Source organism: Pseudomonas sp. ASL9 (genome assembly GCF_056680335.1).
Genome location: NZ_CM155277.1, coordinates 3,569,993 through 3,596,446 on the forward strand (window position 1 = coordinate 3,569,993; position 26,454 = coordinate 3,596,446).

The following is a 26,454-nucleotide window of genomic DNA, read 5'->3' on the forward strand; positions in this document are numbered from 1 at the left end:
GCCCGGTTTTTTGTGTCTGTGTTATTAATAAAAGCTATCGGCATTAGTAATTTAATAAGTTTGCTGGCGTCACTTTGCTGGCTAATACTCCTCCCAAGCCGTTGAGTCGGCGGAACGCATTAGAGAGGAAGATTTCGTATGAGCCAGAATAAAACGCTTACGACTGCCAGCGGCGCTCCTGTTGCTGATAACCAGAATTCCCGGTCTGCGGGTCCGCGCGGCCCATTGTTGCTCGACGATTTTCACCTGATCGAGAAACTTGCACACTTCAATCGCGAGAACATCCCGGAGCGCCGCGTGCACGCGAAAGGTTCGGGGGCTCACGGCACGTTCACGGTCAATCGCGATATCACTCAGTACACCGGCGCTAAATTGTTTGAGTCGGTGGGCAAGCAGACTCCAATTTTTATGCGGTTCTCCACCGTTGGTGGTGAGCGTGGTTCGGCGGATACCGAGCGCGACCCACGCGGTTTTTCGATCAAGTTCTATACCGAAGAAGGTAACTGGGACATTGTCGGGAACAACACGCCGGTCTTCTTTATTCGTGACCCGCTTAAATTCCCGGACTTCATTCACACCCAGAAGCGTCAGCCCCAATCCAACCTGAAAAGCGCGCAAATGATGTGGGACTTCTGGTCGCACTCGCCTGAGGCGCTGCACCAGGTCACGATCCTGTTCTCGGACCGAGGCATCCCGGACGGCTACCGTCACATGCACGGCTTCGGCAGTCACACCTACAGCCTGATTAGTGCGAACGGTGAGCGCCATTGGGTCAAATGGCACTATAAGACCCAACAAGGTATCAAGAATTTGAGCCCCGCTGACGCCGCGCGGCTGGCGGGTACCGACCCGGATTACGCCCAGCGCGATCTGTTCTCCGCGATCGAGAAGGGTGACTTCCCGAAATGGCGCGTGTGCATTCAGATCATGACCGAGGCTCAGGCTGCTGCTCATCACGAGAACCCGTTCGACGTGACTAAAACCTGGTCGCAGAAGGAGTACCCGCTGATCGAGGTTGGTGAAATTGAATTGAACCGTAACCCGCAGAACTACTTTGCTGAAGTCGAGCAGGTTGCGTTTGGCCCAAGCAACATGGTGCCCGGCGTCGGTTTGTCACCTGATCGCATGCTGCAAGGGCGTGTTTTCGCCTACGCTGATGCACACCGCTATCGCGTGGGTACCAACCACCAGCAATTGCCGATAAATGCGCCTAAGAGTCCTGTTAATAGTTGCCAGCGTGATGGCGCCATGAGTTTTGGAAGTAATGGTGGTGCAACCCCGAACTACGAACCCAACAGCTACGCTGACGCACCGAAAGAAGCACCGCGTTACGCCGAGCCAGCGTTGGCACTGACTGGCGCGGCAACCCGCTACGATCATCGTGAAGACGGTGATTACTTCAGCCATGCGGGTGCGCTGTTCAATCTGATGAGCGATGCACAGAAAGCGCTTTTGATCCACAACATCGCCGGTGCGATGGCCGGCGTGACTGCTGATGTCGTGCAACGTCAGCTGCAATATTTCTACAAAGCTGATCCAGCGTACGGCGAAGGCATCGCCAAAGTGCTCGGCGTGCAACTGATCTAAGCCTAAGTCTAAGCGATAAACAGAACCGCCCTCATTTGGGCGGTTTTTCGCAACTGACTGGCCGACTTTCGCTGCTTTTTCACACTTTATTGCTTTTTGTGAAGTGACCTCCCCAACGGGTTGGTTCAGACTACGGACTTTCAAGCAGGGAGATGAGGGCGATGCAGGGTCACCCGGATGTAATCGATTACCTCAACACGCTGTTGACGGGGGAGCTGTCAGCCCGCGATCAATACTTTATTCATTCGCGGATGTACGAGGACTGGGGCTTCAGCAAGCTCTACGAGCGTATCAACCACGAAATGGAAGAAGAGACCCAGCACGCAGATGCCTTGATGCGCCGGATCCTGATGCTCGAAGGCACGCCGCGCATGCGTCCCGATGATCTGGACATAGGCACTACGGTCCCTGAGATGCTCGCCAGCGATTTGCGCCTTGAGTACAAGGTCCGTGCCGCGCTTTGCAAGGGCATCGAGCTCTGCGAGCTGCACAAGGATTACGTGACCCGCGAAATCTTGCGCATCCAATTGGCCGATACGGAAGAAGACCACACGTACTGGCTGGAAAAACAGTTCGGTCTGATCAAGTTGATTGGCCTGGAGAATTACCTGCAATCGCAGTTCTGATTCCCGCACCGCACCCATAAAAAAGCCCTGCCACAGTAATGTGACAGGGCTTTTTCGTTACCGCGTCGACTAGGCCACTTCGGCTTTATCCCGAAGCAGCAGCGGTTTGAGGTAGTGGCCGGTGTAAGACTGCTTCATCTCGGCGACTTCCTCCGGGGTACCGCAGGCGATGATCTGGCCGCCCTTGGAGCCGCCCTCAGGGCCCAGGTCCACCAACCAGTCAGCGGTCTTGATCACATCCAGGTTGTGCTCGATCACCACCACGGTATTCCCGTGATCGCGCAAACGATGCAGCACGTCGAGCAACTGCTGAATATCAGCGAAGTGCAGACCGGTGGTCGGCTCATCGAGGATGTACAGGGTCTTGCCGGTATCGCGCTTGGACAGCTCGCGCGACAGTTTGACCCGCTGCGCCTCGCCGCCCGACAGCGTGGTCGCTGACTGACCCAGCTTGATATACGACAGCCCCACATCCATCAGCGTTTGCAGTTTGCGCGCCAGTGCCGGCACGGCATCGAAGAACACCCGCGCTTCCTCGATGGTCATTTCCAACACTTCGTGGATGTTCTTGCTCTTGTATTTGATCTCCAGCGTTTCGCGGTTATAGCGCTTGCTCTTGCACACGTCGCAAGGCACGTAGATGTCCGGCAGAAAGTGCATCTCCACCTTGATCAGGCCATCACCCTGGCACGCTTCACAACGGCCGCCCTTCACGTTGAACGAGAAGCGCCCCGGGCCGTAACCGCGGGAGCGCGACTCTGGTACGCCGGAAAACAATTCACGGATCGGTGTGAACAGCCCGGTATACGTCGCCGGGTTGGAGCGCGGAGTGCGACCGATAGGGCTTTGGTCGATATCGACGACTTTATCCAGGTGCTGAAGGCCGTCGATGCTGTCGTGCGCCGCCGCTTCGAGCGTGGTTGCACCATTGAGGGCCGTGGCGCTGAGCGGAAACAGGGTGTTGTTGATCAGCGTCGATTTGCCAGAGCCGGAAACCCCGGTTACGCAGGTCAGCAGGCCAATCGGGATTTCCAGATCGACATTGTGCAAGTTGTTGCCGCGCGCGCCCTTGAGGGTCAGGTTCAGCTTCTTGTCGCGAGGCGTGCGCTTGGCCGGCACTTCGATCTTCACCCGGCCTGACAGGTATTTACCGGTCAGCGAATCAGGGTGAGCCATGACTTCGGCCGGGGTGCCCTGGGCAACGATGTGTCCGCCATGAATACCCGCACCAGGGCCGATATCCACCACATAGTCAGCCAGGCGAATAGCGTCTTCGTCATGCTCGACCACGATCACCGTATTACCGATGTCACGCAGGTGTTTCAGCGTGCCCAGCAGGCGGTCGTTGTCCCGTTGATGCAAGCCAATGGACGGTTCGTCGAGAATGTACAAAACCCCGACGAGGCCTGCACCGATCTGGCTGGCCAGGCGGATACGCTGGGCTTCACCGCCAGACAAGGTGTCGGCGCTACGGTCCAGGGACAGATAGTCCAGGCCGACGTTGACCAGAAACTGCAACCGCTCGCGAATTTCCTTGAGGATCTTGTCGGCAATTTCACCGCGTCGTCCGGTCAGCTTCAGCGTGCTGAAATACTCGGCAGCATCGCCGATGGGCAGATTGGTCACGGCCGGCAGGGTTTTTTCGCCGACCCATACATGCCGCGCCTCACGACGCAGACGAGTGCCACGGCAATCCGGGCAAGGCTGAGTGCTGAGGAACTTGGCCAGCTCTTCACGCACGGTGGCCGACTCGGTCTCGCGATAACGCCGCTCGAGATTGGGCACGATGCCTTCGAACGGGTGTGCACGCTTGACGATGTCGCCACGGTCATTGAGATAGCGGAAGTCGACGTTCTGCGTGCCACTGCCATGCAGAAGAATTTTCTGCTGATCGGCGGGCAACTCGTTGAACGGTACTTCCAGGCTGAACCCATAATGGCTCGCCAGAGAACCGAGCATCTGGAAGTAATAGACGTTACGCCGGTCCCAGCCACGAATCGCGCCTTCGGCCAGCGTGAACTCGCCATTGACCAAGCGCTTGATGTCGAAAAACTGCTTCACGCCCAGCCCATCGCACGTCGGACACGCGCCAGCAGGGTTATTGAAGGAGAACAGCTTGGGTTCCAGTTCACTGATGGCGTGCCCGCAAATCGGGCAGGCAAAGCGTGCGGAGAAAATCATTTCTTCGCCCGGCTCGTCATCCATCGGCGCGACCCAGGCTATACCGTCAGCCAGCTTCAGCGCGGTTTCGAAAGACTCGGCCAGACGCTGCTGCATGTCTTCACGAACCTTGAAACGGTCAACCACCACGTCGATGGAATGCTTCTTCTGTTTATCCAGCTTGGGCAGTTCATCGAGCTCACACAGCCTGCCGTTGACCCGTGCGCGGACGAAGCCTTGAGCACGCAGCTCTTCGAAAATCGCCAGGTGCTCGCCCTTGCGTTCGCGAACCACAGGCGCCAGCAGCATCAGCTTGCTGCCTTCAGGCTGCGCCAGCACCAGGTCGACCATCTGGCTGACCGTCTGCGCTTCCAGCGGAATATCGTGGTCCGGGCAACGTGGCTGGCCGACGCGTGCATAGAGCAGGCGCAGGTAATCGTAGATTTCGGTGATCGTGCCCACCGTCGAGCGCGGGTTGTGCGACGTGGATTTCTGTTCGATAGAAATCGCTGGCGACAGCCCTTCGATCGTGTCGACGTCTGGCTTTTCCATGATTGACAGGAACTGCCGAGCGTACGCCGAAAGCGACTCGACATAGCGCCGCTGCCCTTCGGCATACAGCGTATCGAAGGCTAGCGACGATTTACCAGAGCCGGAAAGACCGGTAATAACGATCAATTTGTCGCGTGGCAGGGTCAGGTCAATGTTCTTCAGGTTGTGGGTTCGCGCCCCACGTATCAGGATCTTGTCCACTGCGGCCTCGCTTGGCGGGCATAAACCCGGGAGTATACGGCTCCATGCCAGTACGCGGCAAAGCGTCGCGTATGTGCTCTACATCGATGGGACTGGTAGAATCGCTGCCGGTTCACACGAGGTTTTTCCATGCACGATCCCCTTAGCGAACGCATGAGTGGCAGCGAGACCCGCGCAGCAAGCGGTCTGGCCCTGGTGTTCGCCTTCCGAATGCTTGGCATGTTTATGGTTTTGCCGGTGCTGGCCACCTACGGCATGGACCTGGCGGGCGCGTCTCCTGCGCTCATTGGCTTGGCTATCGGTGCTTATGGCTTGACCCAGGCGGCGCTGCAGATACCGTTCGGGATGATTTCCGACCGGATTGGCAGGCGGCCTGTAATTTATATTGGTCTGATCATCTTCGCCCTTGGCAGCCTGCTGGCAGCCAATGCGGACTCGATCTGGGGCGTGATCGCAGGACGGATCCTGCAAGGGGCTGGCGCTATCTCGGCGGCGGTGATGGCGTTGCTCTCGGACCTTACCCGCGAACAGCACCGGACCAAAGCGATGGCGATGATCGGCATGACCATCGGTCTCTCCTTTGCGGTTGCCATGGTCGTCGGACCTTTGCTGACCCGGGCGTTCGGCTTGTCGGGGCTGTTTCTGGCCACCGGCGGCATGGCGCTGGTGGGAATTTTGATCGTCGCCTTCATGGTGCCGAAGTCCACCGGGCCACTGCAGCATCGCGAATCGGGCGTCGCGCGCCAGGCGTTAGGCCCGACCTTGCGCCATCCCGACTTGTTGCGCCTGGATTTAGGTATCTTCGTGTTGCACGCGATGCTCATGTCCAGCTTCGTTGCCTTGCCTCTGGCATTGGTCGAAAAAGCCGGTTTGCCCAAGGAACAGCACTGGTGGGTCTATCTGACCGCGTTGCTGATTTCGTTCTTCGCCATGATCCCGTTCATCATTTATGGCGAAAAGAAACGCCAGATGAAGCGTGTATTGCTTGGGGCAGTCAGCGTGCTGCTGCTGACTGAGCTATTCTTTTGGGCGTTCGGCGATACGTTGCGAGCTTTGGTAATCGGGACGGTGGTGTTCTTCACCGCGTTCAACTTGCTTGAGGCTTCGCTGCCCTCGTTGATCAGTAAGGTGTCACCGGCAGGCGGCAAAGGCACGGCGATGGGGGTTTACTCCACCAGCCAGTTCCTCGGTTCGGCGGCCGGCGGCATCCTTGGCGGCTGGTTGTTTCAGCACGGTGGATTGAGCATTGTGTTCCTCGGCGGGGCTGGCCTGTGTGCCATATGGCTCGCCTTTGCTGTTACTATGCGTGAACCTCCGTACGTGACGAGCCTGCGTGTGCCGTTGACGCCAGAAGCACAGCGCGAAGCCGGCCTGATCGAGCGTCTGATGGCCGTCACCGGAGTAACAGATGCAGTGGTGGTGGCGAGTGAAGCTGCCATCTATATCAAATTAGACACCGAACTATTGGATCGCACGACCCTTGAGCGCCTGGTCAACGACCCGGTGCCGACAGCGTGCGAAGCCTAGGAGAACGTTATGGCCCGTGGGGTTAACAAAGTCATATTGGTCGGTACATGCGGCCAGGATCCCGAAGTTCGCTACTTGCCTAACGGTAACGCCGTGACCAACCTGAGTCTGGCGACCAGCGAACAGTGGACCGATAAACAAACCGGTCAGAAGGTCGAAAAGACCGAATGGCACCGCGTTTCGATGTTCGGCAAAGTCGCTGAAATCGCCGGCGAATACCTGCGCAAAGGTTCGCAGGTGTACATCGAAGGCAAGCTGCAAACCCGCGAGTGGGAAAAAGACGGCATCAAGCGCTACACCACTGAAATCGTCGTCGACATGCAAGGCACCATGCAACTGCTGGGCGGTCGTCCACAAGGCGAAGGCGCTCCACAGGGTCAAGGCGGCATGTCCAACAACGCGCCGCGCCCTCAACAGTCGCGTCCGCAGCAGTCCCAACCGCAATCCCAGCCACAACGCGAATCGCGTCCTGCTCCCCAGCAGCAGGCCGCGCCGCAACCGGCTCCGGATTTCGACAGCTTTGATGACGATATTCCGTTCTAAGGCTCATAAGAGAAGAGTGTAAAGCTGTTGTAAGGATGTTCATCCTATAAGGTAGATATTCCAAGGCTTACAGTCTAGAAAGAAGCTCTCTGCACCGTAAAGGTGAGAGGGCTTTTTTTTGACTCCTCAAACAGGCGCAAATGCTAAATGTATTTGGCTTTGAAGAGGTTTTATGGGGTAAGCCTAGTTGGAGGTCTACTGATGGACGTTTAGCACATTGGACTGTTGAGGTAGTGTGATTGGCGTCCGCTCGATGGCATACGTGTGAAGCAGCGCAAGGAGACGAGTGAGGACTGCAGTATTTTTACTGTTGAAGACTTAGCCCGCCTTTTCATCACTGCAGGCTATGCGCGCAAGGACGCGCAGATTTAGGAGTGGTTAAATTCTAGATCTTGATTACTTGTCGCAGGGTATTTTCAGGGTTGAGTTTGGTTTGATTGTGTAGTTGATAGGGTCAACTTGGATTATTAGCTTTCCTGCAAGCAATACGTCATAGCCTGGGTCGTCGGGATCATTTCTTTTCACTATTTGTGCCTTCGGGAAAGCATCCGTGACTTGTTTTAGCATCGCGAGCTGTTGTGGGCTTTCCTGCAGCTTTTCCTTGTTATTACTAGTCTGTACGTCGCGATAAAACATTAGTACGCTTGTGATGCTTGAGGGGGACTTGAAGAATATGTACGAGGCTGCACGGAACACGGGGTTGTTTGGGAGTTGCGTCATTATATAGTAAGGCTGTTTGTCTGTGTCGTATGAAGGGTCTGAATAAAAGTTCATTGCCTTTTCGATAGTGTCCCCGACTTTTATGGAGTCGAGTCCCTTGGGGTAAGGGTTGCAAGTTTTTAGTACGCCGTCTGCGATGAGTTTTCTGTTTTCTATTTCCATGCTTGTGGATTTTAATGTGAGTTTCTGAACTTGGGTCTGAAGTGTCTCGACTGTGCTGCTATATTGCTGTACCCTGTTTTCAAGTGTGGTGGTGTATATTGGAATAAGTAATTTGTAACAAGCACCGATAGTGGCTATGCAAGTGCCAGCGGCTACTATTACAGGATGATCTTTCCAGCTCATAATTTTCCTTAATTAGAAATGTCGCCAATGTCGTTAGCTGCTCTCTCATCATTGTCGCTTAAGCGACAGCAATAGTTCAACTCAAACCAACACTGACATGCCCCGAGGTGCGATCTGGGAGTCCTCGCGGCCAGGCCTAGGCTCGCCCGTGCGTATGGTTCAAGGAGTCCCGTCGCTGTATGTGTTTGGCAAAGTCATCTCCGAGTTTTATCCAGGACGATATCATCGCCAGAGAGGGATGTTCGCCCAGCGATGCGGTCGTATGCATCCCGACGCCACGATCCTTCTGATGTTGATCGATGCGATTATGCATCTGGTGGAGGCAACAAGAGTGTAGACGTAGTCTCAGGCTCCTCCATAAAGCTATAGTTTGGGGGGAGGGGCAACGTAAGTGTGGGGTCTGGCGTGGTTTGTTCTAATGTGAATGGCCATCCATCAGTCATGTCAATTGTTTCGTCAAAGTTTATTATTTCCTTATTGAGCTCAGCCAGTTTGTTCAATAGCGCTTCTCTTTCGCTGATTTTGGCTTTTAATCTTGCTTCAATAGTCTTTCTCTCTGGTGTTGTATGAATTCCTTGTGCCTCATTAAAAGAGTCCAGTTCAAGTCCTTTTAAGTCAAAGTAACTGTACGTATATTGTGATTTTTCACAGTTGTTCACGATATCGTATTTGACCATGATTTTATCGCCGTGCTGTGACTCGTGGCGAACTATGAAGTCTGAATATCGTTCGAAGTTTGGATGAATAAATAGATATTGCTTTTTTTCGTCGTGAAGTTTTTCAATGTCAGTTAGTGAGGCAATAAAACCTAGGCCGTTCTTCTTAATCCCCATGTTGCACCTTTTGCATGCGACTGATAGGTTGGCTATGTGATAAGTCAAAAAGCGGTACTTCTTCTTGGGTAAAATATGCTCTCTATCTATGATGAAGTCTCCGCCACCGTGTAGGTTGCTTCTGCAATAGCAACATTGACTTGATTGGCGCTGCATATGGAAGAAGCGAATTTTAGCCCTAACACTTTTGATTTCTTCTATGACAGACTTCATGTCATCATTGTCATGGTTCCATGGGTCGCTTTGCATCATTGCAAATTGGATTGCAGCTTCTTCTGAAGGTTCTAAGCTGAAGGTCGAAAGTTTGGGCTCTAAGGGGTCGTCAATCAATTTTTGGCTCCTTAGATATCTGAGTTGCTAGATCGAAGGCAGCATCAAAAACTATCGCCTGCTCTTGATCAAAGGTTCCTTCTCTGATTGCCTCTAAATAGGTTTTTGTTTGTTGTAAAGTGATGTTTCCAGATTTTAGCCTATCCAAGGTTGAAACAATTTCTTCGCTTAGATATTTGCTTTGCGGGCCAATTGTTTCAAACTGTTCCCATAATGTCGCTTCGATGTTGCTCGTGCTGGAGTAAGATAAGGTCTTAGTGTCTGGATGATAAAACGTCGAAGATATATTTTCATCTATTTGCGCGCCTGCAACAATCAGAGGTGAATGCGTTGCTATATAAATTTTTATGCCGTGATATCCGATTAGCCCCTGCAGTCGCGGAACATATTCTTTTTGCCATTGAGGATGTAAACTATTTTCTGGTTCGTCGATTAGTATTTGGTCAGCTTTATCAATTTCACAAAGAATGAATACGAATGATGAAATTAAACTCAGTTCGCCGGAGCTTGCCTCTGTTAAAGATATTTTTCTTTGATCTTTTCGATGTAGAGAAATTTCAATTGGGTGGATTAACTTAAGTCGGCGCAGTTCTCTTTCTGCAAGCAAAATGTTTTGCAATGCTGCAAATTCGGTGAAGTTGACTTTTTCGTATGGGTTGTCGAAATCAATATCAAATTCTAATTTGTCTTTATCTAAAAATAGCTCTGAAATTTGTTTTATATTAAAGCTCCTTAAGGTTCTGTTAAACTCTTCATTTAATTTGTATCTAGTAGATTGGTGGGAGAGAATTGTGATCGTTATTTTAGACTGATATCCGCAATAATCTAAGGTTCTTGTGATCTCTCCAAGACGATGTGAGCCTTGAGAAAGAAGCTTGGTAATCGCTTTTTCTATTATGTTGTTAGGGTGTGAGTTTAAATTTTTTGTGGAGAGTCTTTTTATATTGGGATTAGGTTTGAATCTGTCGTGCACCGTGTTGCAGATTACAATTGAGTTAGCGTGTAATGCACTGGTGGCAAGGTCGTAAAGATATTTGCTTTTCCCGACTCCATTTTTTCCTACCACAAAACGGACTTCCATGACTGACAATCTCCAGGATTAAGGTGAGTTGCACATTATCGTTTAAATTTTTATGTTATAAGCGATATTTATTTCCACAGTTTTTGGAAACTTGGGCCGTCGGATTTTGGGGGCTGTTGAGGCGGTGTAATCTGAATAGTCACCGGGATTGGAAAGTCTACTCCAACCAGTGCCGCTTCGCCTTGTTTAAGATTAGGGAGAAACGCAGCCGCAGAGCGATCAATCTCACCGCACGCTCTTTCAACTACTTCTCGATCTCGATCATTAGTAAACCGATGAACAATCAACGTACCCATTTGGCTAAGTACTCCTTCGGTGATATCTCTCGGGCGTTGAGTTGCTAAACAGATCGTGAGACCGTACTTGCGGCCTTCTTTTGCGATCAACTCAAATGCGTCGAGATTCATAGCATGATCATCAGACCCGAGCTTTCGTCCCAGAAAGTTGTGGGCTTCATCAAGGATGACTACTAGGGGCTTATGCCGAAAGTCTTCGTTCCTTGCTTTGAGCAGTAACAACCGGCCAATCGCATTTGCAACCACTTCTCTGGCATTAAATTCGTAGCCAATGGCACTCATACAAAGTCTAAACACCGCATTATCCCCCGTTAGAAAGGCTTCTAGGGACGCAGATAGCGTTTGTGTATTTGGATCAGCATTGAAAACACATTTTAAAGATGGTGCACCAATCACTCCCAATATTCGTGTGAAAAGAGAGGAGCAGTAGGTCAAGTCTGGTGACACTCCACCCCAATACCCAGGACGGTTGTTGTCGTCTGGATAGCAGCACTCTGCTGCGACCTGTCTAACGAGCAAGGATAAATCGAATTCTTGAGTTGGATTTTCGACTTTTTTTGCATTTCCATTTTTGTTCAGGGCTCTACTATAAGCCTCTCTGGATTTTCCAGCCTTAACTATAATTCCGTTTGTTGCCACAGAGGGCTCGAGTTTAGCTAGTCGCAGACTTTTCATGGCCTCACGTAATTTTGGGCCTTGTACCTTTCCTGAAGGCTGAAATAGTGCCAGGAAATCGCTTTCATTAAAGTCTGTTGCCGGTATGCATAACTCTGCTGAATTTGGTGCTTTGTTCAAAGGGCTGCTTAAATGATGGTGCTGAACATTGTGTCCCTCAATAGACCGATATTCACTTGTTGCGTCGAGCAGAACTATTTTTGCTTTATACCGCTTACATTCCTCAATTAGCTTGGCAGTTGTCCAGCTTTTACCTCCGCCAGTTGATCCTAGGATTGCGCAATGGCGTCCAAATAGCTTCTCTGGTGTAACGCTTATTGTGCAATTTGGGTCGCCGGAAATTGTCCCGAGATTCAAGGTTACTGGTTCAGGGGCGGTATCAAGGCCCGCGCTCGTAAGTTGAGGGATTTTAGATACAAACTCTGCTGGGGCTGAGAAAACACGATCGCCAAGCCTTGGATAAGTCGCAATACCTGCTTGCACCCGTAAGGTGATCGGATTTATCGATCCTAAGAGTTGCACAAAACCAATAGCATCGACTTTCAGTCCGCCGAAGTCCTGAGCTATTTCTGTTCGGTCTCGATCTGGTAAGGTAACCTCAGTTATTCTGCCCAATAAAATAGATTGTTGACCCTCAATTAATACTAACTCACCGACCTCGCCTTTGCCGTATCGGTTGCTATCAAAATAATGAGCGCTGACGTCACCGGCATGTGCTAGGTTAACTTTTACATATTGCGCCGCTATACTGGAAACTACGCCTACTTTAAGTGTGCTGCGAAGTATACCAAAATCTGTGAAATTGGAACTCATCTTCCTGCTCCTGCACGCTTAACAGCATTCACCAATTGTTCAGCTGGGCTAAGTGCTTTGAGATGAGGTATTTTGTCGGTGAAGTCTTTGAATGTACCGTTGATGAAGTGTATGTCGTAACCTCTCATGGCTAACTCACTGAGTTTGTCCCAGTATTCACTTGAGCCTAAGTTGCCCTTGTTGGTGATATGCCTTGTGCATTTAAAGTCTGTTATTACCAACTTCAGACTTGGATTGGATTTGATCGCGGAATATATTGGTTCTGATAGGTGGTCGTCATTAAAACCGAAGCCAGCAATAATTAGACAGCTATTGGGCTGTCGCAAAAACTCTAAAAACCTCGATAGTAGTTCAAGGTGCGGCTGTAGGAACGCTTGCTGGTATTTTCCTTTTGCTGGGTATATTAGGCACGCATTTTCAGCTGTTGGCGTCAAATATTCAAATACGTCCATTTGTTCGCGCTGCCAGCTTACTGATCCATGAAGCTTGTAGAGCTGAAAAATACCCTCTACAAATTCATGGTTTTCCGAGTTTCGGCGAACCACATCATAATTAAAGTGCTGACCATCGAAGCGCCTTTTTCTGGTATAAGAAAATCCGTCGACAACCATCATTCCAAGATCCGACGCTGCGGTCTCGAAACACATATCATAGTTTGTAGTGAAGATCTTTAATCGAGGATCTCTGACACGTCTCCTTGCCAGCTTTTGTAATAGTCCCGTATAACTTGTTATGTCGCTTTTCGGGTCATCTAAAAAAGTTGAGCATTTTTCCAGAATGACTCTTTTGACTTTGAGGACGAAATCTCTTACTGGTTGGTCGTCATTGAATGATAAGTAGGCATCACATTGGGATAGAAAGTGTTCGATGTTCGGATTTTCTCTTTCCTCATATTTTACTGCCTTACATATAGTCTCGGCTGAGGGAGAAACCATTTTTGTGTGCTCGTCGTAACCCATAGACTCCCTCCAAAGCGCCCACATACTAGGACCTTTAACCTCTGCCAAAGAGGTGCCACTACCCGCGAAAAAGCCTAGGTTTGGAAGCTGAAGGACGTTGGATAAAAGGTCAGCAAGCGACGCGTTGTTTGATCGAATTTTCTCTAAATGATGTTCTTCTAGCTCCGATAATCCATTAAAAACTTTAAACGCGGATTCTGTGACCGGTATCCATTCGTTATTTTGAGGTCGACGGAATGCTAGCTGACCGTCGTAAGCCGGAGGAAGTGGAGCCAAAGGTGGTAGCGGAGGGATCGGGGCTGGGGCGTCTAGAGTTGGTTGGTAGACGTCAGTCATGTGTAAATCCTTTTGGTCAGCTGGAAATAAGCCTTTCTCTTATTTCAGCTGCTTGACGGAGATCACAGCGAAACGTAGGGCCTACTGTCGAATGTGGTGGACGTGAGCGATTTGCCATTATAGGCGTGCCGATGATGATGCGCTTGGGGGCTTGCTGCCATTGAGCTTCATTTGGAATTGTTGTACGAGGGGTGTGGCTAAGCTCTGGGATTATCGGCTATCCTAGGTGCCGATTCAGAGTCTTGACGAGTCTTAGATGGCGACGCTCGGTATGTAAAATATTTTTTGGTAGGTATATTTTACATATTGAAGGATTTTATTATCGTCATCTCCATTGAAAGCCTGTGGCTGTTGGGTAAATTTTTTCACACTGATTATCTCTTGTATCTTCTTCCGTTCTAGGGAATACCTTCCCCAGCTATAAACAAAAGGCCCGTAGCGTCCAACGCTACGGGCCTTTTGGTTGTGCGCCCAGCATGGGCGCAATCTTGTGGGTGAAAGTCCCGCGGTAAGGCGGCCCGCTGTCGCCGTTACTGGCGAATGTGCTGCTGGACGAAGTGGGTCGAGAGCTTGAACGAAGGGGTCATTGCTTTGGGCGCTATGCCGATGACGCGAATGTTTATGTTCGCAGTCGCAAGGCCGGGCAGCGGGTAATGGCTCTACTGAAGCGTCTGTACGAAAAGCTGCACTTGAGCGTCAACGAGAGCAAGAGTGCAGTGGCGAGTGCGTTTGGCCGCAAGTTTCTGGGTATGCCTTTTGGGCTTCTCCGGGTGGAGTCAAGCGGACAGTGGCAGTCAAGGCACGTAAGCAGTTCAAGCAGCGGATACGCGAACTCCCCCGTCGTTCAGGTGGTCGCAGCCTGCGACAGATTGTCGATAATCTGCGCCCCTATCTTCTGGGTTGGAAAACCTACTTTGGGTTGTCGCAAACACCAGGAATCTGGCGCGAGCTGGACGAATGGATAAGACACCGACTGAGGGCGATCCAACTCAAGCAGTGGAAGCGTAGTTCGACGATCTATCGTGAGTTGCGAGCACCGGGTGCGAATGAGCGTGTGGCGCAGAAAGTGGCGGGAAACGCCTGTCGCTGGTGGCGTAACGGCCGCTTTGAGTTGAACCGTGTACTTAATAGTGCATGGTTCGACAGGTTGGGATTAGTGCGTCTCTCATAACCTCAATCTCTCGAACCGCCCGGTGCGGACCCGCATGCCGGTTGGTGTGGCAGGGGAATGGCCTATGAAGGCCATCCCCTATGCCGATTGTGTCTTGAATCCACTCAGATCTACCGCTCGATCGTCCGACTCCAGCGCGCATTCCATTCCGGGCGTTGCTGATTAACCTGATCCCAATCAATCGAGATGGCCGTTTCCAGGTATGAGTTCATCGCTTCAACCTCGCTCCGGGTTTTGTCGGTGGTTGGGGTTTTTGGGTTGGAGGGGATTTGGTCGCCGTCTTCCAGTGCTGGCGCCTGTGCCTCTGGGCTCAGGAGGTAGGCGGCGAGTTTTTGCGCGAGCGCTGGCTGGTCGTTGTGGGCGATGGTGCATTCGGCGACGTTGAGTACCACCGCACCTTCTTTGGGTTGCGCGTATTCAACCGGTACGCCGAGCAGTTTCAGGGTGGAGACCTGGGTCGGTGTCAGCGGGAACAGGGCGGCCTCGTCGGTTTGCACCATTTCGGAAATTTTCGCTGAGCTGGCGATGTATTCCAAGACGTTGGGGCCGACGGTTTTCGGCCAGGCCTTGAAGCCCGGTTCGACGTTGGTTTCGCTGCCGCCCTGGATACGGTTGAACATCAAGAAGCCATGCAGGCCAAAGGTCGACGACGCCAGGGACTGGAACACCACTTTGTCCTTGAAACGACTGTCGGCCATGTCCATCCACGAGGTGGGAGCACTCCAGCCTTTTTCCTTGAACATTCGTGCGTTGTAGGCGAGGCCGGTGACGCCCAGGGTTACTGCGGCGGCTTCCTCCTTGATCCGGGCCTTGGCCGGGATGTCCGCCAGCGCGGCACTTGGCTGAAGCTTGTCGCACAGGCCCATGGAGATGGCGCGGTACATGATGCCGTCATCGAGGAACATAACGTGCAGTTGCGGGTTGTCCTTGCTGGCCTGGACCTTGGCCAGAATGTCCGACGAGGTGCCGGGGACGATCACCACCTTGACGTTGTTGGCCTTTTCGAACGCTGGCAAAACCTTGTCGGCATAGACGCGTTCCATGGTCCCGCCGTTCATGCCCAGATACAGCGTCGGTTCGGCATGCGCCGGGGCCGTCAACAGCAGGCTGGCCAAGGGTAGACAAGACAGGGCGATACGTTTGACGTTCTTCATTGAAGTGACCTTCCTCTAGGCAATTGAACGACGGTCCCCGTGTGCGGCGGCCGGATTGGGGTTAACGCGGCGGGTTGAAAGCGGCTGATGGAAAATGCTGCGATGGGTTGTGTTGCGCTGCCGGTACAGACCAGCTCGGCCAAGGCTTCACCCACCGCCGGGCCAATCTGGAAACCGGCGCCGGCAAAGCCGAAGCCATGCAGCAAGCCGGGTTGAGTGGTGCTGGCGCCGATCACCGGTTCGCGATCGGGCAGATAACCTTCGGTGCCACTCCAGGTACGAATCGCCTGAGCACCGGTCAAAAAGGGATACAGTTCGGCGGCGTTGCGCAGGATCTCGAGCACGGCGGCCTGTCCAGGGCGAGCAGATTCCGGGCCCAGTGCGAACCCTTGGCCGCCGCCCAGTACGCAATTCCCACGTGCGACCTGGCGCGCATAAATACCACCGCCTTCCACGCCGGTACTCACATCCATGACCATGGGCAGCGGTTCTGTGACGAGCATCGCCGGGTGCCCGGACTGCATCGGCACCGGTTCGCCGAACTTGGCGGCGAGGGTGCCTGCCCACGCACCCGCACAGTTGAGCAGCCACGGTGCGCGGACTTGCAGACCCTTGGTGCTGCGCACCTGAAACATCTGCCCGTCGTGCTCGACGTCGATGACATGGGTCTGCTCGAACACCTGCGCGCCCAAACGCTGCGCGGCGCGGGCAAAGGCCGGAGAGACCAGTCGTGGATTGGCGTGGCCGTCATCGGGGCACAGCGAGGCACCGACGGCCACATCACCGACCCAGGGGAAGCGAGCCCGCAACTCGGCATGGTCGAGCAGTTTCAGCCCCAGGCCAAAATCTTCACTGTCCTTGGCGTAGGCCTGTAGCGCGGCCATGTCTTCATGACTGCGCGCCAGCTTGAGGTGCCCCGAGCGCACGTACTCCCCGTCGATGCCGATCAGCTCTCGCAAGCTGCCCCAGATCTGGTGGGCGCGTTGGGACAAGGGCAATTGGCTCAGCGGTCGACCCTGACGGCGCACGCCGCCGTAGTTCACGCCACTGGAGTGCGAGCCACAAAAATCGCGCTCCAGCAGCACCACACGCTTGCCCATGCGGGCGAGCATCAAGGCTGCCGATGCGCCGACAATGCCGCCGCCGAGAATCACCACATCGGTTTCGATCACTGCGCTCATGGCTCGATCTCCACGCCGAACGGTAACGGCTTGATCGGCGCCTGACCGCGTAACCGACCGATGCTGTCCAGCGAGCGGCCGCTGCGTTGGGCGACGATCTCTGCCGCCGCTGCGCCGCACATTCGGCCCTGACACCGGCCCATACCGACCCGGCACTGGGCCTTGACCCGGTTGAGTTCCCAGTGACCCTCATCGACCACCGCTCGCACGTCGCCGACCGAGACCTCTTCGCAGCGACACAGGATCAATTCATCGGGAGCTTCAGCGGCCCAATGGGTGGGGAAGGGGAACGCTGTTTCCAGGCCATGCCGAAAGCGTTCGATGGCGGCGAGTTTGTGTTCCAGATGCGTGCCGCGAGCGCTGTCGACGTTGTGTCCGCTGTCTTCGAGCAGCGCCAGGGCGGCACGCTCGCCAGCCATTTCTGCAGCGTCGGCGCCCATGATGCCGGCACCGTCGCCCGCCAGGTACACGCCGTCGACACTGCTGCGCCCAGCACTGTCGCGACGTGGCAACCAGGCACGGTTCAATGTGCTCCAGTGGAACTCGCAGGCCAATAGATCGGCCAGTTGCGTCTCACTGCGCAACGCGTGGGCGAACGCGATGGCATCACATTCCAGCCGTTGTGGGCGCTGATCTGTGGGCTGACCTTTGCGCCAGAGCGCAGCGCTGACCCTCTGTTCGCCCTCGATGCGTTCAAGTGTTGCGCCCTGATGCACCGGGATGCCGTGGGCGGTCAACCAACTGCGGTAATACAGGCCCTTGGCCAAGGTGCCGGGCTGACCGATCAAGGCAGGCAACGCTCGGCATTGGGCGCTGAAGGGCGCGCTGTCGAGCACGGCCACAACCTTGGCGCCCGCTTTGGCGTATTGATACGCGACCAGATACAGCAAGGGCCCGCTGCCACAAAAGGCCACTCGCTCGCCGATAGCGCAGCCCTGATATTTCAAGGCGATCTGCGCGGCGCCCAGGCTGTACACCCCCGGCAAGGTCCAGCCCGGCACCGGCAGCACGCGGTCGGTGGCGCCAGTGGCTACGATGATGCGTGAGTATTCCAATCCGCTGGCGTGCCCATCGTGCAGGGTATCCAGGCGGCCGTTTTCGGCATTCCACACCAGTGTTTCGGGGCGGTAGTCGATCTGCGTTGCCAGTTCATCCAGGGTGCGATGGACCGCGTCGGCTTTCGAGGCCTCGAAGCCATAAACCTGCTGTGCCGAACGGTGAAAATTCGTGGGCTGGCGTCGATAGATCTGCCCGCCGCCACGCGCAGCCTCATCCACCAGGCAAGGCTTCACACCATGGGCCAGCAAGGTTTGCGCGGCGCGAATCCCTGCCGGGCCGGCACCGACAATAACCACATTCTGTTCGCTCATGGCCTGCGCCCCGGCTCACGGCTGATGGCGTGTCCCGCTTCGAGCAGGGTCGAACAGGCGCGTACGCGACGGCCATCACCCAGGCGCACCCAGCAATCCTGACACGCGCCCATCATGCAAAAGCCCGCACGCGGCTCGGCGCTGAAATCGCTGCCGCGCAGGTGCTCGGCGCAGGTCAGTACGGCGGTCAGCAGCGTGTCCCCCTGCAAGCCATTGGCCGGCTGACCGTCGAGGGTAAAAGCCAGGCGTGGACGATCAAGTTCGGCCAGTCGTTTGAACAACGCCATCTCAGTGCATCCCTCTCAATGTTTACCGACCAAAACCCGGTCCAGGCCATAGACCCGGTCGAGCAGAATCATGGTGCCTGCAGTCAGGGCGATGACCAGTGCCGAAACGGCGGCCATCATGGGGTCGATGGATTCGGTGGCGTACACGTACATGCGCACCGGCAGTGTTTGGGTCGAGGGTGAACTGACGAAAATCGACAGGGTGACCTCGTCGAAACTGTTGATGAACGCCAGCAGCCAGCCACCGGCCACCCCCGGCAGAATCATCGGCAAGGTGATCTGGCGAAACAGGGTAAGGCGGCTGGCACCAAGGGACTCGGCGGCCTGTTCGGCGCTGCGATCAATCCCGATGGCGGCGGCGATGACCAGGCGCAACACGTACGGGGTGATGATCACAACGTGGGCCAGCATTAGCCCGACAAAGCTGCCGTTGACCCCCATCAGCGCAAACAGGCGCAACATCGCCACGCCCAGTACCAGGTGCGGAATGATGATCGGCGACAGGAACAGGCCGTTGAAAAAATCGCGGCCGGGGAATTTATAGCGGGTGATTGCCAGCGCGGCAGGCACTGCAATCAAGGTCGCCAGGGTCGCGGCGACGAAGGCCAGGATCAAGCTGTTATAGAACGCATGGATAAAATCCGCACGTTCAAACACCGCCCTGAACCAGCGCAGAGAGAAGCCGGAAGTCGGCAGGCTCAGGGTATTCTCCGGGGTGAAGGCCACCAGGCAGACCACCACCAGCGGCGCCATCATGAACAGCACGACCAGCGTGTGAAATCCCAGCGACAGAGGACCGTTTTTAGACATGCCTTACTCCCCCAACGTTTTTTTATAGCGGCCTTCGACCATGCGGTTCCAGCTCAGCATGATCAGCAGATTGGCCAGCAGCAGCACCACGGCAATGGTCGCGCCCATGGGCCAGTTCAGCTCCGAGAGGTATTGGTCGTAAACCACCGTGGCAACCATCTTCAGCCGTCGTCCGCCGAGCAGGCCGGGGATGGCGAAGGAACTGGCCGACAGGCCGAACACGATCAGGGTCCCCGAAAGCACGCCGGGCATCACCTGGGGTAACACCACCAAACGCATGACCTTGGCCTGGCTGGCGCCGAGGGACAGCGCGGCCTGTTCGGCGGCCGGGTCGAGTTTTTGCAGCGAGGTCCAGATCGGGATGATCATGAAGGGCAGCATCACATGCACCAGGGCGATGACCACCGCGAAGGGCGTATAGAGCAGTTTCACCGGGCGTCCGCCGAGCGCTTGAATGGCCTGATTGACCAAGCCATCGGCACCGAGCAACAGGCTCCAGCCGAAAGCCCGGACCACCACTGAAATCAGGAGCGGGGTCAGGATCAGAATCAGAAAAATCGAGCGCCACGGTGTGCCCATGCGGCTGAGAATGTAGGCCTCGGGCACGCCGATCAGCACACAGATCAGGGTCACCAGCGCGCTGATCCAGAACGTTCGAAAGAAGATCTCGTAGAAGTACGAATCGCTGAACAGGCCGATGTAATGGGCGAGGGTGTAGGCGTTGTTCTTTACGCCGAGCTGGTAATCAAAGACGTTGAATGACAGCACCAGTGTCAGGCATAGCGGCAGGATCAACAGGCTGACGAACAGCAGCATCGCCGGCATCGATAAAAAATAACCGCGTCCGCCCCGACGCATGGCCGCGAGGGCGCTCATGCATGCACCTCGTCGGCAGCCAGCACGCGCAACAGCTCGGCCTGCCAGTCGAGCCCGACGGCGGTGCCTTCGGTCAGTGGCGCGCTGCCGTCGTTGCGGCGCACCACGGTCAATTCGCCCAAGGCGGTTTCGATGCGGTACAGCCATTGGCTGCCCAGGAAATAGCGGACCAGGATGCGCCCCTGCAGACGACCGTTGCCGGCGTCCAGCATGTCGATTTTTTCCGGGCGCAGGCTCAGGGTCAGTGCGCCGTCGCCGCTGCTATGGCGTACTTGCGGGCAACCGGCGTCATCGAAGTCGCCTGCGAGCATGTTGGCCTTGCCGACAAAGCCGGAAATGAAGCGGGTGCGGGGGTGTTCATAGAGCTTGTACGGCTCGTCGATCTGGGTCACGCGCCCGGCCTGCATCACCACCACGCGATCACTGATTGACAGCGCTTCGGCTTGATCATGGGTCACCATCAAGGTGGTGATCCCGACTTCGCACTGAATGCGGCGGATTTCGAACTGCATTTCTTCGCGCAGATTGGCGTCGAGGTTGGACAGTGGTTCATCGAGCAACAACACCGGCGGCTCGATCACCAGGGCGCGGGCCAGGGCCACGCGCTGGCGCTGACCACCGGACAGCTCTCGGGGATAGCGTTCGGTATGGGGGGCCAGGCGCACCAAGTCCAGCACCGTGGCCACCCGCCGGGCGATATCGGCCGCCGGGACCTTGCGCATGCGCAGGCCGAACGCAACGTTGTCGCGCACGGTCATGTGTGGGAACAGCGCATAGCTCTGGAACACGACCCCCAGGCCACGGCTGCTCGGTTTGGCGTCGGTGATGTCGCGGCCGTCCAGCACGATGCGCCCGGCGGTGGCGTCGACGAAGCCCGCGATCATTTGCAGGGTGGTGGTCTTGCCGCAACCGGAAGGGCCGAGCAGAGAAACGAACTCGCCTTTTTCCACCGCCAGATGTGTGGCGACGACGGCGTCGATTGCACCGTAGCGTTTGCTGAGACCTTCGAGCTGGAGAAAAGCCATGTCTGCGTTCCACCTGTATTTATTGGGCGCGTCGAAACACGCTTTTTTTGTAATGGGCAGATGCGAAGGGATGCTGCGGGTGCGCTGGCGCTCGGTCTGAGTCGGCTGCCAAATATTGTTCGATTCGCCCCTGTGGACTCAGATTAGGACGAAGCCTAGGATGGGCGAAAGCACGAATTTCACTGAAAGGAGTATTTTTTCACTTTCATTCGGTGAGCAAATTTCTAGGATGGATTTAGTACGATGAATTCCACTGAGCGGAATGGAGAGACAAAAGAAGTGGGCGTCGGTGGCGTCTCAAGGCTCTTCGCCGTGTTGCGTATGCTCGGCACGGCCCCCGACGGTGGTGAGCGGGTGACCCAATTGGCGCAACAGGTTGGGTTGTCGCAACCCACCACCCATCGCTTGCTGCGCAGCCTTATGGAAGAAGGCATGGTCGAGCAGGACGGGCGCAGCAAGCGCTACCGGCTGAGCCTGGAGTTCTTTGCCTTGGCCGCCCGCGCAGGCAATACCGGCAACCTGCGTGATCTGGTCAGGCCGGCCATGCTGCGGCTCAGTGCCTCGTTGGGTGATTCGCTATTTCTGCTGGCGCGCAGCGGTTTCGATGCGATCTGTCTGGACCGTAGCGAGGGGCCGTATCCGATCCGCACGTTTACCGGTGACATCGGTGGGCGCGTGGCCTTGGGTGTGGGGCAGGGCAGCCTGGCGATTCTGGCGTTTCTGCCTGAAGAAGAGCGCGAGACCGTGATCCGCTACAACCTGCCCAGGCTCAAGGACTTCCACCTGTATGACGAGGTGTTCCTGCGTTCGGAGGTGGAAAGTGTCCGTCGCCTTGGTTATGCCGCCCGCAACACCGGGGCGTTGCCGGGCATGGCAGGTCTGGCCGTGCCGATTCTAAACCGCGACGGGCATGCCGTGGCCGCGCTCAGCGTGGCGACGCTCAGTGAACGATTGGGCCCGGACCGGCTGCCGACTGTCGTGGAGTTGCTCAAGCGCGAGGCGGCGGCCATCGGGCCAAAGATCAACCCGTTCGACCCGACCTTGCGCAGGCCTTCGCAGGTCTTTGGTTCATAGTCTCTGTGGGGACCTAGCCGCGTCTCAGACGCTGCGCTGTCGCGCAGAAAACTGGGTTGCGATTTGTGTGTCGTGATCGGTGGCGGTGTGTCAGATATGCCGCCTTCGCGAACAAGTTCGCTCCTACAGAGATTTTGATCTGCCGTTGGGATTTGGTGTGAATTGACTCTCGAATTACGGCAAGGCCCCTTTTCCAGGAGGCCGAGCGCAGGCGTTGCGCAGGGGGTAACGAGGCAAGGATGCCGAGTAAGCCGCACGGGGCCAGGGACGGCCCCTTGCGGCGGCCCCCGGAGCAACGCTGGAGCGAGGGAAATCCGAGCCTAAGCGAGGATCCGTATGGAGGGGCAAGCGTTTTGGGGTACCTTTTAGGCGCTTGTAAAAGGTTCCTCGCTGTAAGAGCCAGCCCTTTCAAGGTGTTTTCCTTTTATGGGCCTTGAGCACCCGATCCGTCGATACATGCGCATTCGCAGCTCTGCCCTCCAGCCACTCCTTGGGTTTGGCGATTTTCGGTCCGCGTATGCTTTTGGCAACCTGCTTGGGTTTGATATTCCTGGCCAGCGCCAACAGGCGCTGTGCCAGGGTTTCCGAGGTCGTTTGAAGTGATAGGTAGTCTGAGGGTAGCGCGATCTGCATGCCCTCATAACCACTGCGCACTTGCACTGCCAAGTGAAACGTCGAGGCCTCCCATCCCTCTGGCTGCGTCTCGCGGTGAGCCTGTTCCACGCTGCGTTTGAGGACTGCCAAAACGTTGTAGGCCAAGATCGCCGAAGCAAAACCCAGCAACGCCGCTCTGGGAGAGCCGAGGCTTTCGATTTCACTGTCCAGCACCGATTCAAGGCGCTGGAACATCCCTTCTATGCTCCAACGACGACGGTATAAATCGGCGATCTGCTCGGCGCTGATGGTGTCGGGCAAGTTGCTCCAAAACCACATCACGGAGTCGCCTGAATCAGTATGTGTTTGCAGGGTCAGTTCAACTCGGCGCCAGCGGTAGCCACCCTTGAGTTCGATAATTTGCTCACGCACCGTTCCGCTTTCGACAGGGACCGGTTCTTGCCAGTCGCTTTCCTGAATCAGTTTTGGATGTTTGCTTGGCTGGCGAATAATGAAAGAAGCACCTACTTCCTCGCAGGCCTGCATGACGGGCATCGTGCAATAGAGCCGATCGGCCATCCACACCTGCCCCTCATGGGCGCGGGCCAACAGCGGCAGCACGCCGACGCGCTCACTCGCGTAGGCGTCCTCGCAAGGCTGCAAGTCGACAACCAGATCCAGGTCAGGATCGTAGACCACGACTGAAAATCCTGGCCGAGCCGCGCCTCGTTCACGCCGCAAAGCCCCCAACCGTTTTTCGGTAGAAGGCAAATGGTTGCCGTCGACGACGCGCAGTTGCCAGCCGGGCAAAATGGATGAACAGCCCAACTCTTCTATCGTCGGAGCCAAGCGTTCTGCGCTACCGGTGACCAGGGCCCGCAGCAAGGCGGGTTCGGTGCGGCTGACCTTGTCATAGAGCGCCGCCAAGCTGACAGGAAGATTCTCCATCTGCCGTGCGGCGGCATGCAGCGAAGGCCGTAAGCCCAATGAAACAAGGGACATCAGCTCAACGATGGTCGAAAACAAAAGCTCCCGCGGGTACTGGCGTTGACGATGTTCTTCGAACACCTGATCAACCCACTCAGCAGGAATGGCGTGATCCAGTGCCAACTTGACCATGACGCTGGCCGGTGTCTTTTTTTCAAACCGCGCTAGAACTTCTGCCCACATCGCTTTAGTCACCCTGACTGAGATTTTGGGGGATTTTAGCAAAGACCTTGAAAGGGCTGGCTGTAAGAGCGAAACCGTAATTCCAGCAACCACATATGCCGGATATTCACACGAAGAAAAGCGCCAAATCATTGTTTTAAAGGATTAAAAAGCAGCTTGATGTTTGAGTGATGCCAACAGACATCCCGAAATTCCGGAATAACCCCGCGATTTTATTTCGCTTGTGACACCCAGGCATTCCTCGCTTAGATGGTCGAGGAATTTTCTACGGGACATTTTCTGTATGAGCAGTGCATCAATCAGCGGTTCGATATCCATGGTCCACCCCATCACCCTGGATCACGGCAAGAATGCCGAGGTGTGGGATGAGGACGGCAAGCGCTACATCGACTTTGTCGGTGGCATTGGCGTGTTGAACCTTGGGCATTGCAACGCGGGCATCGTCGACGCCATTCGCGAGCAAGCGACCAAACTGACGCATTACTGCTTCAACGCGGTGCCGCATGCGCCTTACAAGCAATTCATGGCGCGGCTCGCGGCGTTCATTCCGGTCAGTTACCCCGTGGTCGGCATGCTGACCAACAGCGGTGCCGAGGCCGCAGAAAATGCCCTGAAGATCGTTCGTGGGCATACCGGGCGCACGGCGGTTATCGCCTTCGATGGCGGATTTCATGGGCGAACGCTGGCCACGTTGAACCTCAACGGCAAGGTTGCCCCCTACAAACAAAAGGTCGGCGTGCTGCCGGGTCCGGTGTACCACTTGCCTTACCCGAGCAAGGACAACGGAGTCACTGCCGCAGAAGCGTTGAGCGCCATGGATCGATTGTTCAGCGTTGAAATCGACGTTGAAGAGGTCGCCTGTTTCATTCTGGAGCCTGTTCAGGGCGAAGCCGGCTTCCTTGCGCTGGACGTTGAGTTCGCCAAAACCCTGCGCAGGTTTTGCGATGACAAGGGCATTCTGTTGGTCATCGATGAAATCCAGTCCGGGTTTGGACGCACCGGCCAGCGCTTTGCATTCTCCCGGCTAGGCATCGAGCCAGATTTGCTTCTGTTGGGAAAAAGCATCGCTGGCGGTATGCCGCTCGGTGCCGTGGTGGGCAAAAAAGCCTTGATGGATACATTGCCCAAAGGTGGATTGGGCGGCACGTATTCGGGCAATCCAATGGCCTGTGCTGCGGGTCTGGCCACGTTGGATCAGATGACCGACGCCCATCTGTCCTCGTGGGGCGAAGCACAAGAACAGGCCATCGTGAGTCGTTATCAGGGGTGGGTCGACAGCAAACTGTCCCCCTTCCTCGGACGTCTGACCGGGGTCGGCGCCATGCGCGGAATCGAGCTGATGACACCGGAAGGCAACCCCGCAACAGCCCAGTTGGCCGCGCTCCTTGAAGCCGCCAGAAACAACGGACTGCTGCTGATGCCCAGCGGCAAGGCCCGAAACATCATTCGCCTGTTGCCGCCGCTGACCACGGAACTTGATGTGCTCAATGAAGGGTTGGATATCTTCGAAAAATGCCTGGCCGGGCTTCGTTGATTTGCGCTGCCCGCAGGCTGTCAGGTCAGCAAATCCGGGGTATTGAAATTGGTCAGGCGCAGATCATCGGGCGCACAGTCAAGCGCCCGTAAATCATGCGCTAACAACACCCGCATCAAACTGCGCTCCCCTTGGTCCCAGCGCTTACGCAGCTCAGGCAGTAAGGCGGTGGGGATCACGCTGAACATCGGTTGCCATTGCCCAGCCTGCCGCACCATCAACGGTGAGGGGCCTGCACCGCGCAACAGTTGCTCAATCAGTAGGCGATCAATCCTCGGCGCATCACACGCCAGCACCAGTACCCAGGCATGTCGCGCCACCGAAAGCCCCGCTAACACGCCTGCCAACGGCCCAGGAAAATCCTGCTGTTCATCGCCTACTAACTGATCCGCAAACGCCTGATAGCGATCCTGATTGCGGTTGCAGGAGATGATCAGGTCATCGGTCAGCGGCCTGACAACGTCGTGCACATAAGCGATCAAGGGCCGGTCGTTCCAGAGGATAAGCCCTTTATCCTGCCCGCCCATGCGTTGACCGCGTCCGCCGGCCAGCAGCAGAATCGAGCACGGCACTCCTGGCCCGGGGTGGTCGTTCGATGAAGGTTTCATGCGCAGCACCCAAAAG

21 protein-coding genes and 1 pseudogene are annotated in these 26,454 nt (G+C 55.5%); 7 read left to right on the plus strand and 15 right to left on the minus strand.

The genetic code is table 11. The annotated features are described in order from the left end of the window. Positions 1-138 precede the first annotated feature (138 nt). On the plus strand, positions 139-1,587 hold the full coding sequence (locus tag AC1ME2_RS16515; RefSeq protein WP_480435318.1) for a catalase: 1,449 nt from the start codon (positions 139-141) through the stop codon (positions 1,585-1,587). A 161-nt stretch (positions 1,588-1,748) separates the two neighbouring features. Continuing rightward, positions 1,749-2,213: a bacterioferritin gene (gene bfr, locus AC1ME2_RS16520; protein ID WP_480435320.1), complete on the plus strand. Its 465-nt coding sequence runs from the start codon at positions 1,749-1,751 to the stop codon at positions 2,211-2,213. A 69-nt stretch (positions 2,214-2,282) separates the two neighbouring features. On the opposite strand, the gene uvrA is transcribed toward bfr, so the two are convergent. Next, complete coding sequence (gene uvrA, locus AC1ME2_RS16525; protein WP_480435322.1) at positions 2,283-5,126, minus strand: excinuclease ABC subunit UvrA; 2,844 nt, start codon at positions 5,124-5,126, stop codon at positions 2,283-2,285. A gap of 129 nt (positions 5,127-5,255) precedes the next feature. Between uvrA and AC1ME2_RS16530 the strand changes: the two genes are divergently transcribed. Together AC1ME2_RS16530 and AC1ME2_RS16535 are read left to right on the plus strand one after the other, a co-directional pair. Further along, on the plus strand, positions 5,256-6,653 hold the full coding sequence (locus AC1ME2_RS16530) for an MFS transporter (RefSeq protein ID WP_480435324.1): 1,398 nt from the start codon (positions 5,256-5,258) through the stop codon (positions 6,651-6,653). Positions 6,654-6,662: 9 nt separating this feature from the next. Further along, positions 6,663-7,196 (plus strand): single-stranded DNA-binding protein, encoded by a 534-nt coding sequence (locus AC1ME2_RS16535; RefSeq protein WP_480435326.1) that lies wholly within the window; start codon positions 6,663-6,665, stop codon positions 7,194-7,196. Between the two features lie 396 nt (positions 7,197-7,592). On the opposite strand, the gene AC1ME2_RS16540 is transcribed toward AC1ME2_RS16535, so the two are convergent. From AC1ME2_RS16540 to AC1ME2_RS16560, 5 genes are all read right to left on the minus strand, one after another. Further along, positions 7,593-8,261, minus strand: a complete 669-nt coding sequence (locus tag AC1ME2_RS16540) for a hypothetical protein (protein WP_480435328.1) — start codon at positions 8,259-8,261, stop codon at positions 7,593-7,595. 305 nt (positions 8,262-8,566) lie between these two features. Beyond that, a complete protein-coding gene (locus AC1ME2_RS16545; protein WP_480435330.1) occupies positions 8,567-9,424 on the minus strand; it encodes an HNH endonuclease in 858 nt (285 codons plus the stop codon). Continuing rightward, on the minus strand, positions 9,417-10,505 hold the full coding sequence (locus AC1ME2_RS16550; RefSeq protein WP_480435332.1) for an AAA family ATPase: 1,089 nt from the start codon (positions 10,503-10,505) through the stop codon (positions 9,417-9,419). The genes AC1ME2_RS16545 and AC1ME2_RS16550 overlap by 8 nt, the downstream gene beginning before the upstream one ends. A gap of 68 nt (positions 10,506-10,573) precedes the next feature. Then, positions 10,574-12,289, minus strand: coding sequence for an ATP-binding protein (locus tag AC1ME2_RS16555; RefSeq protein ID WP_480435334.1), 1,716 nt, complete (start codon positions 12,287-12,289; stop codon positions 10,574-10,576). Next, a complete protein-coding gene (locus AC1ME2_RS16560; protein ID WP_480435336.1) occupies positions 12,286-13,584 on the minus strand; it encodes an SIR2 family protein in 1,299 nt (432 codons plus the stop codon). The genes AC1ME2_RS16555 and AC1ME2_RS16560 overlap by 4 nt, the downstream gene beginning before the upstream one ends. Positions 13,585-14,096: 512 nt before the next feature. Here AC1ME2_RS16560 and AC1ME2_RS16565 point away from each other — a divergent pair. Continuing rightward, positions 14,097-14,755: pseudogene (locus AC1ME2_RS16565) on the plus strand (group II intron maturase-specific domain-containing protein); the annotation flags it as partial. A gap of 110 nt (positions 14,756-14,865) precedes the next feature. Here the strand turns inward: AC1ME2_RS16565 and AC1ME2_RS16570 are convergent. The 7 genes from AC1ME2_RS16570 to AC1ME2_RS16600 are packed head-to-tail and all read right to left on the minus strand — an operon-like array spanning position 14,866 to position 21,458. Continuing rightward, positions 14,866-15,909, minus strand: a complete 1,044-nt coding sequence (locus AC1ME2_RS16570; RefSeq protein WP_480435338.1) for an ABC transporter substrate-binding protein — start codon at positions 15,907-15,909, stop codon at positions 14,866-14,868. Beyond that, positions 15,906-17,090: an NAD(P)/FAD-dependent oxidoreductase gene (locus AC1ME2_RS16575; RefSeq protein WP_480435340.1), complete on the minus strand. Its 1,185-nt coding sequence runs from the start codon at positions 17,088-17,090 to the stop codon at positions 15,906-15,908. The genes AC1ME2_RS16570 and AC1ME2_RS16575 overlap by 4 nt, the downstream gene beginning before the upstream one ends. Beyond that, entirely contained in the window at positions 17,087-18,460 is a 1,374-nt protein-coding gene (locus AC1ME2_RS16580) for an FAD/NAD(P)-dependent oxidoreductase (RefSeq protein ID WP_480435342.1), read from the minus strand. Before AC1ME2_RS16580 ends, AC1ME2_RS16575 begins: the two co-directional genes overlap by 4 nt. Continuing rightward, positions 18,457-18,747: a (2Fe-2S)-binding protein gene (locus tag AC1ME2_RS16585; RefSeq protein WP_480435344.1), complete on the minus strand. Its 291-nt coding sequence runs from the start codon at positions 18,745-18,747 to the stop codon at positions 18,457-18,459. The genes AC1ME2_RS16580 and AC1ME2_RS16585 overlap by 4 nt, the downstream gene beginning before the upstream one ends. 15 nt (positions 18,748-18,762) lie before the next feature. After that, positions 18,763-19,557, minus strand: coding sequence for an ABC transporter permease (locus tag AC1ME2_RS16590; RefSeq protein WP_480435346.1), 795 nt, complete (start codon positions 19,555-19,557; stop codon positions 18,763-18,765). A gap of 3 nt (positions 19,558-19,560) precedes the next feature. Beyond that, the gene (locus AC1ME2_RS16595; RefSeq protein ID WP_480435348.1) at positions 19,561-20,433 is read right to left on the minus strand and encodes an ABC transporter permease; all 873 of its coding nucleotides are present in this window, start codon (positions 20,431-20,433) and stop codon (positions 19,561-19,563) included. Next, positions 20,430-21,458, minus strand: coding sequence for an ABC transporter ATP-binding protein (locus tag AC1ME2_RS16600; protein ID WP_480435350.1), 1,029 nt, complete (start codon positions 21,456-21,458; stop codon positions 20,430-20,432). The genes AC1ME2_RS16595 and AC1ME2_RS16600 overlap by 4 nt, the downstream gene beginning before the upstream one ends. Before the next feature lie 243 nt (positions 21,459-21,701). Between AC1ME2_RS16600 and AC1ME2_RS16605 the strand changes: the two genes are divergently transcribed. Further along, on the plus strand, positions 21,702-22,532 hold the full coding sequence (locus tag AC1ME2_RS16605; protein WP_480435352.1) for an IclR family transcriptional regulator: 831 nt from the start codon (positions 21,702-21,704) through the stop codon (positions 22,530-22,532). 408 nt (positions 22,533-22,940) lie between these two features. On the opposite strand, the gene AC1ME2_RS16610 is transcribed toward AC1ME2_RS16605, so the two are convergent. After that, positions 22,941-24,245, minus strand: coding sequence for an IS4 family transposase (locus AC1ME2_RS16610; RefSeq protein ID WP_480442169.1), 1,305 nt, complete (start codon positions 24,243-24,245; stop codon positions 22,941-22,943). Between the two features lie 334 nt (positions 24,246-24,579). On the opposite strand from AC1ME2_RS16610, the gene AC1ME2_RS16615 reads away from it, so the two are divergent. Next, on the plus strand, positions 24,580-25,830 hold the full coding sequence (locus tag AC1ME2_RS16615; RefSeq protein ID WP_480435354.1) for a 2-aminoadipate transaminase: 1,251 nt from the start codon (positions 24,580-24,582) through the stop codon (positions 25,828-25,830). A 20-nt stretch (positions 25,831-25,850) separates the two neighbouring features. Here AC1ME2_RS16615 and mobA read toward each other — a convergent pair whose 3' ends face one another. After that, positions 25,851-26,438 carry a molybdenum cofactor guanylyltransferase MobA gene (gene mobA / locus AC1ME2_RS16620; protein WP_480435356.1) on the minus strand — a complete coding sequence of 196 codons (588 nt, stop codon included), beginning with the start codon at positions 26,436-26,438 and terminating at the stop codon, positions 25,851-25,853. Positions 26,439-26,454: the final 16 nt, after the last annotated feature.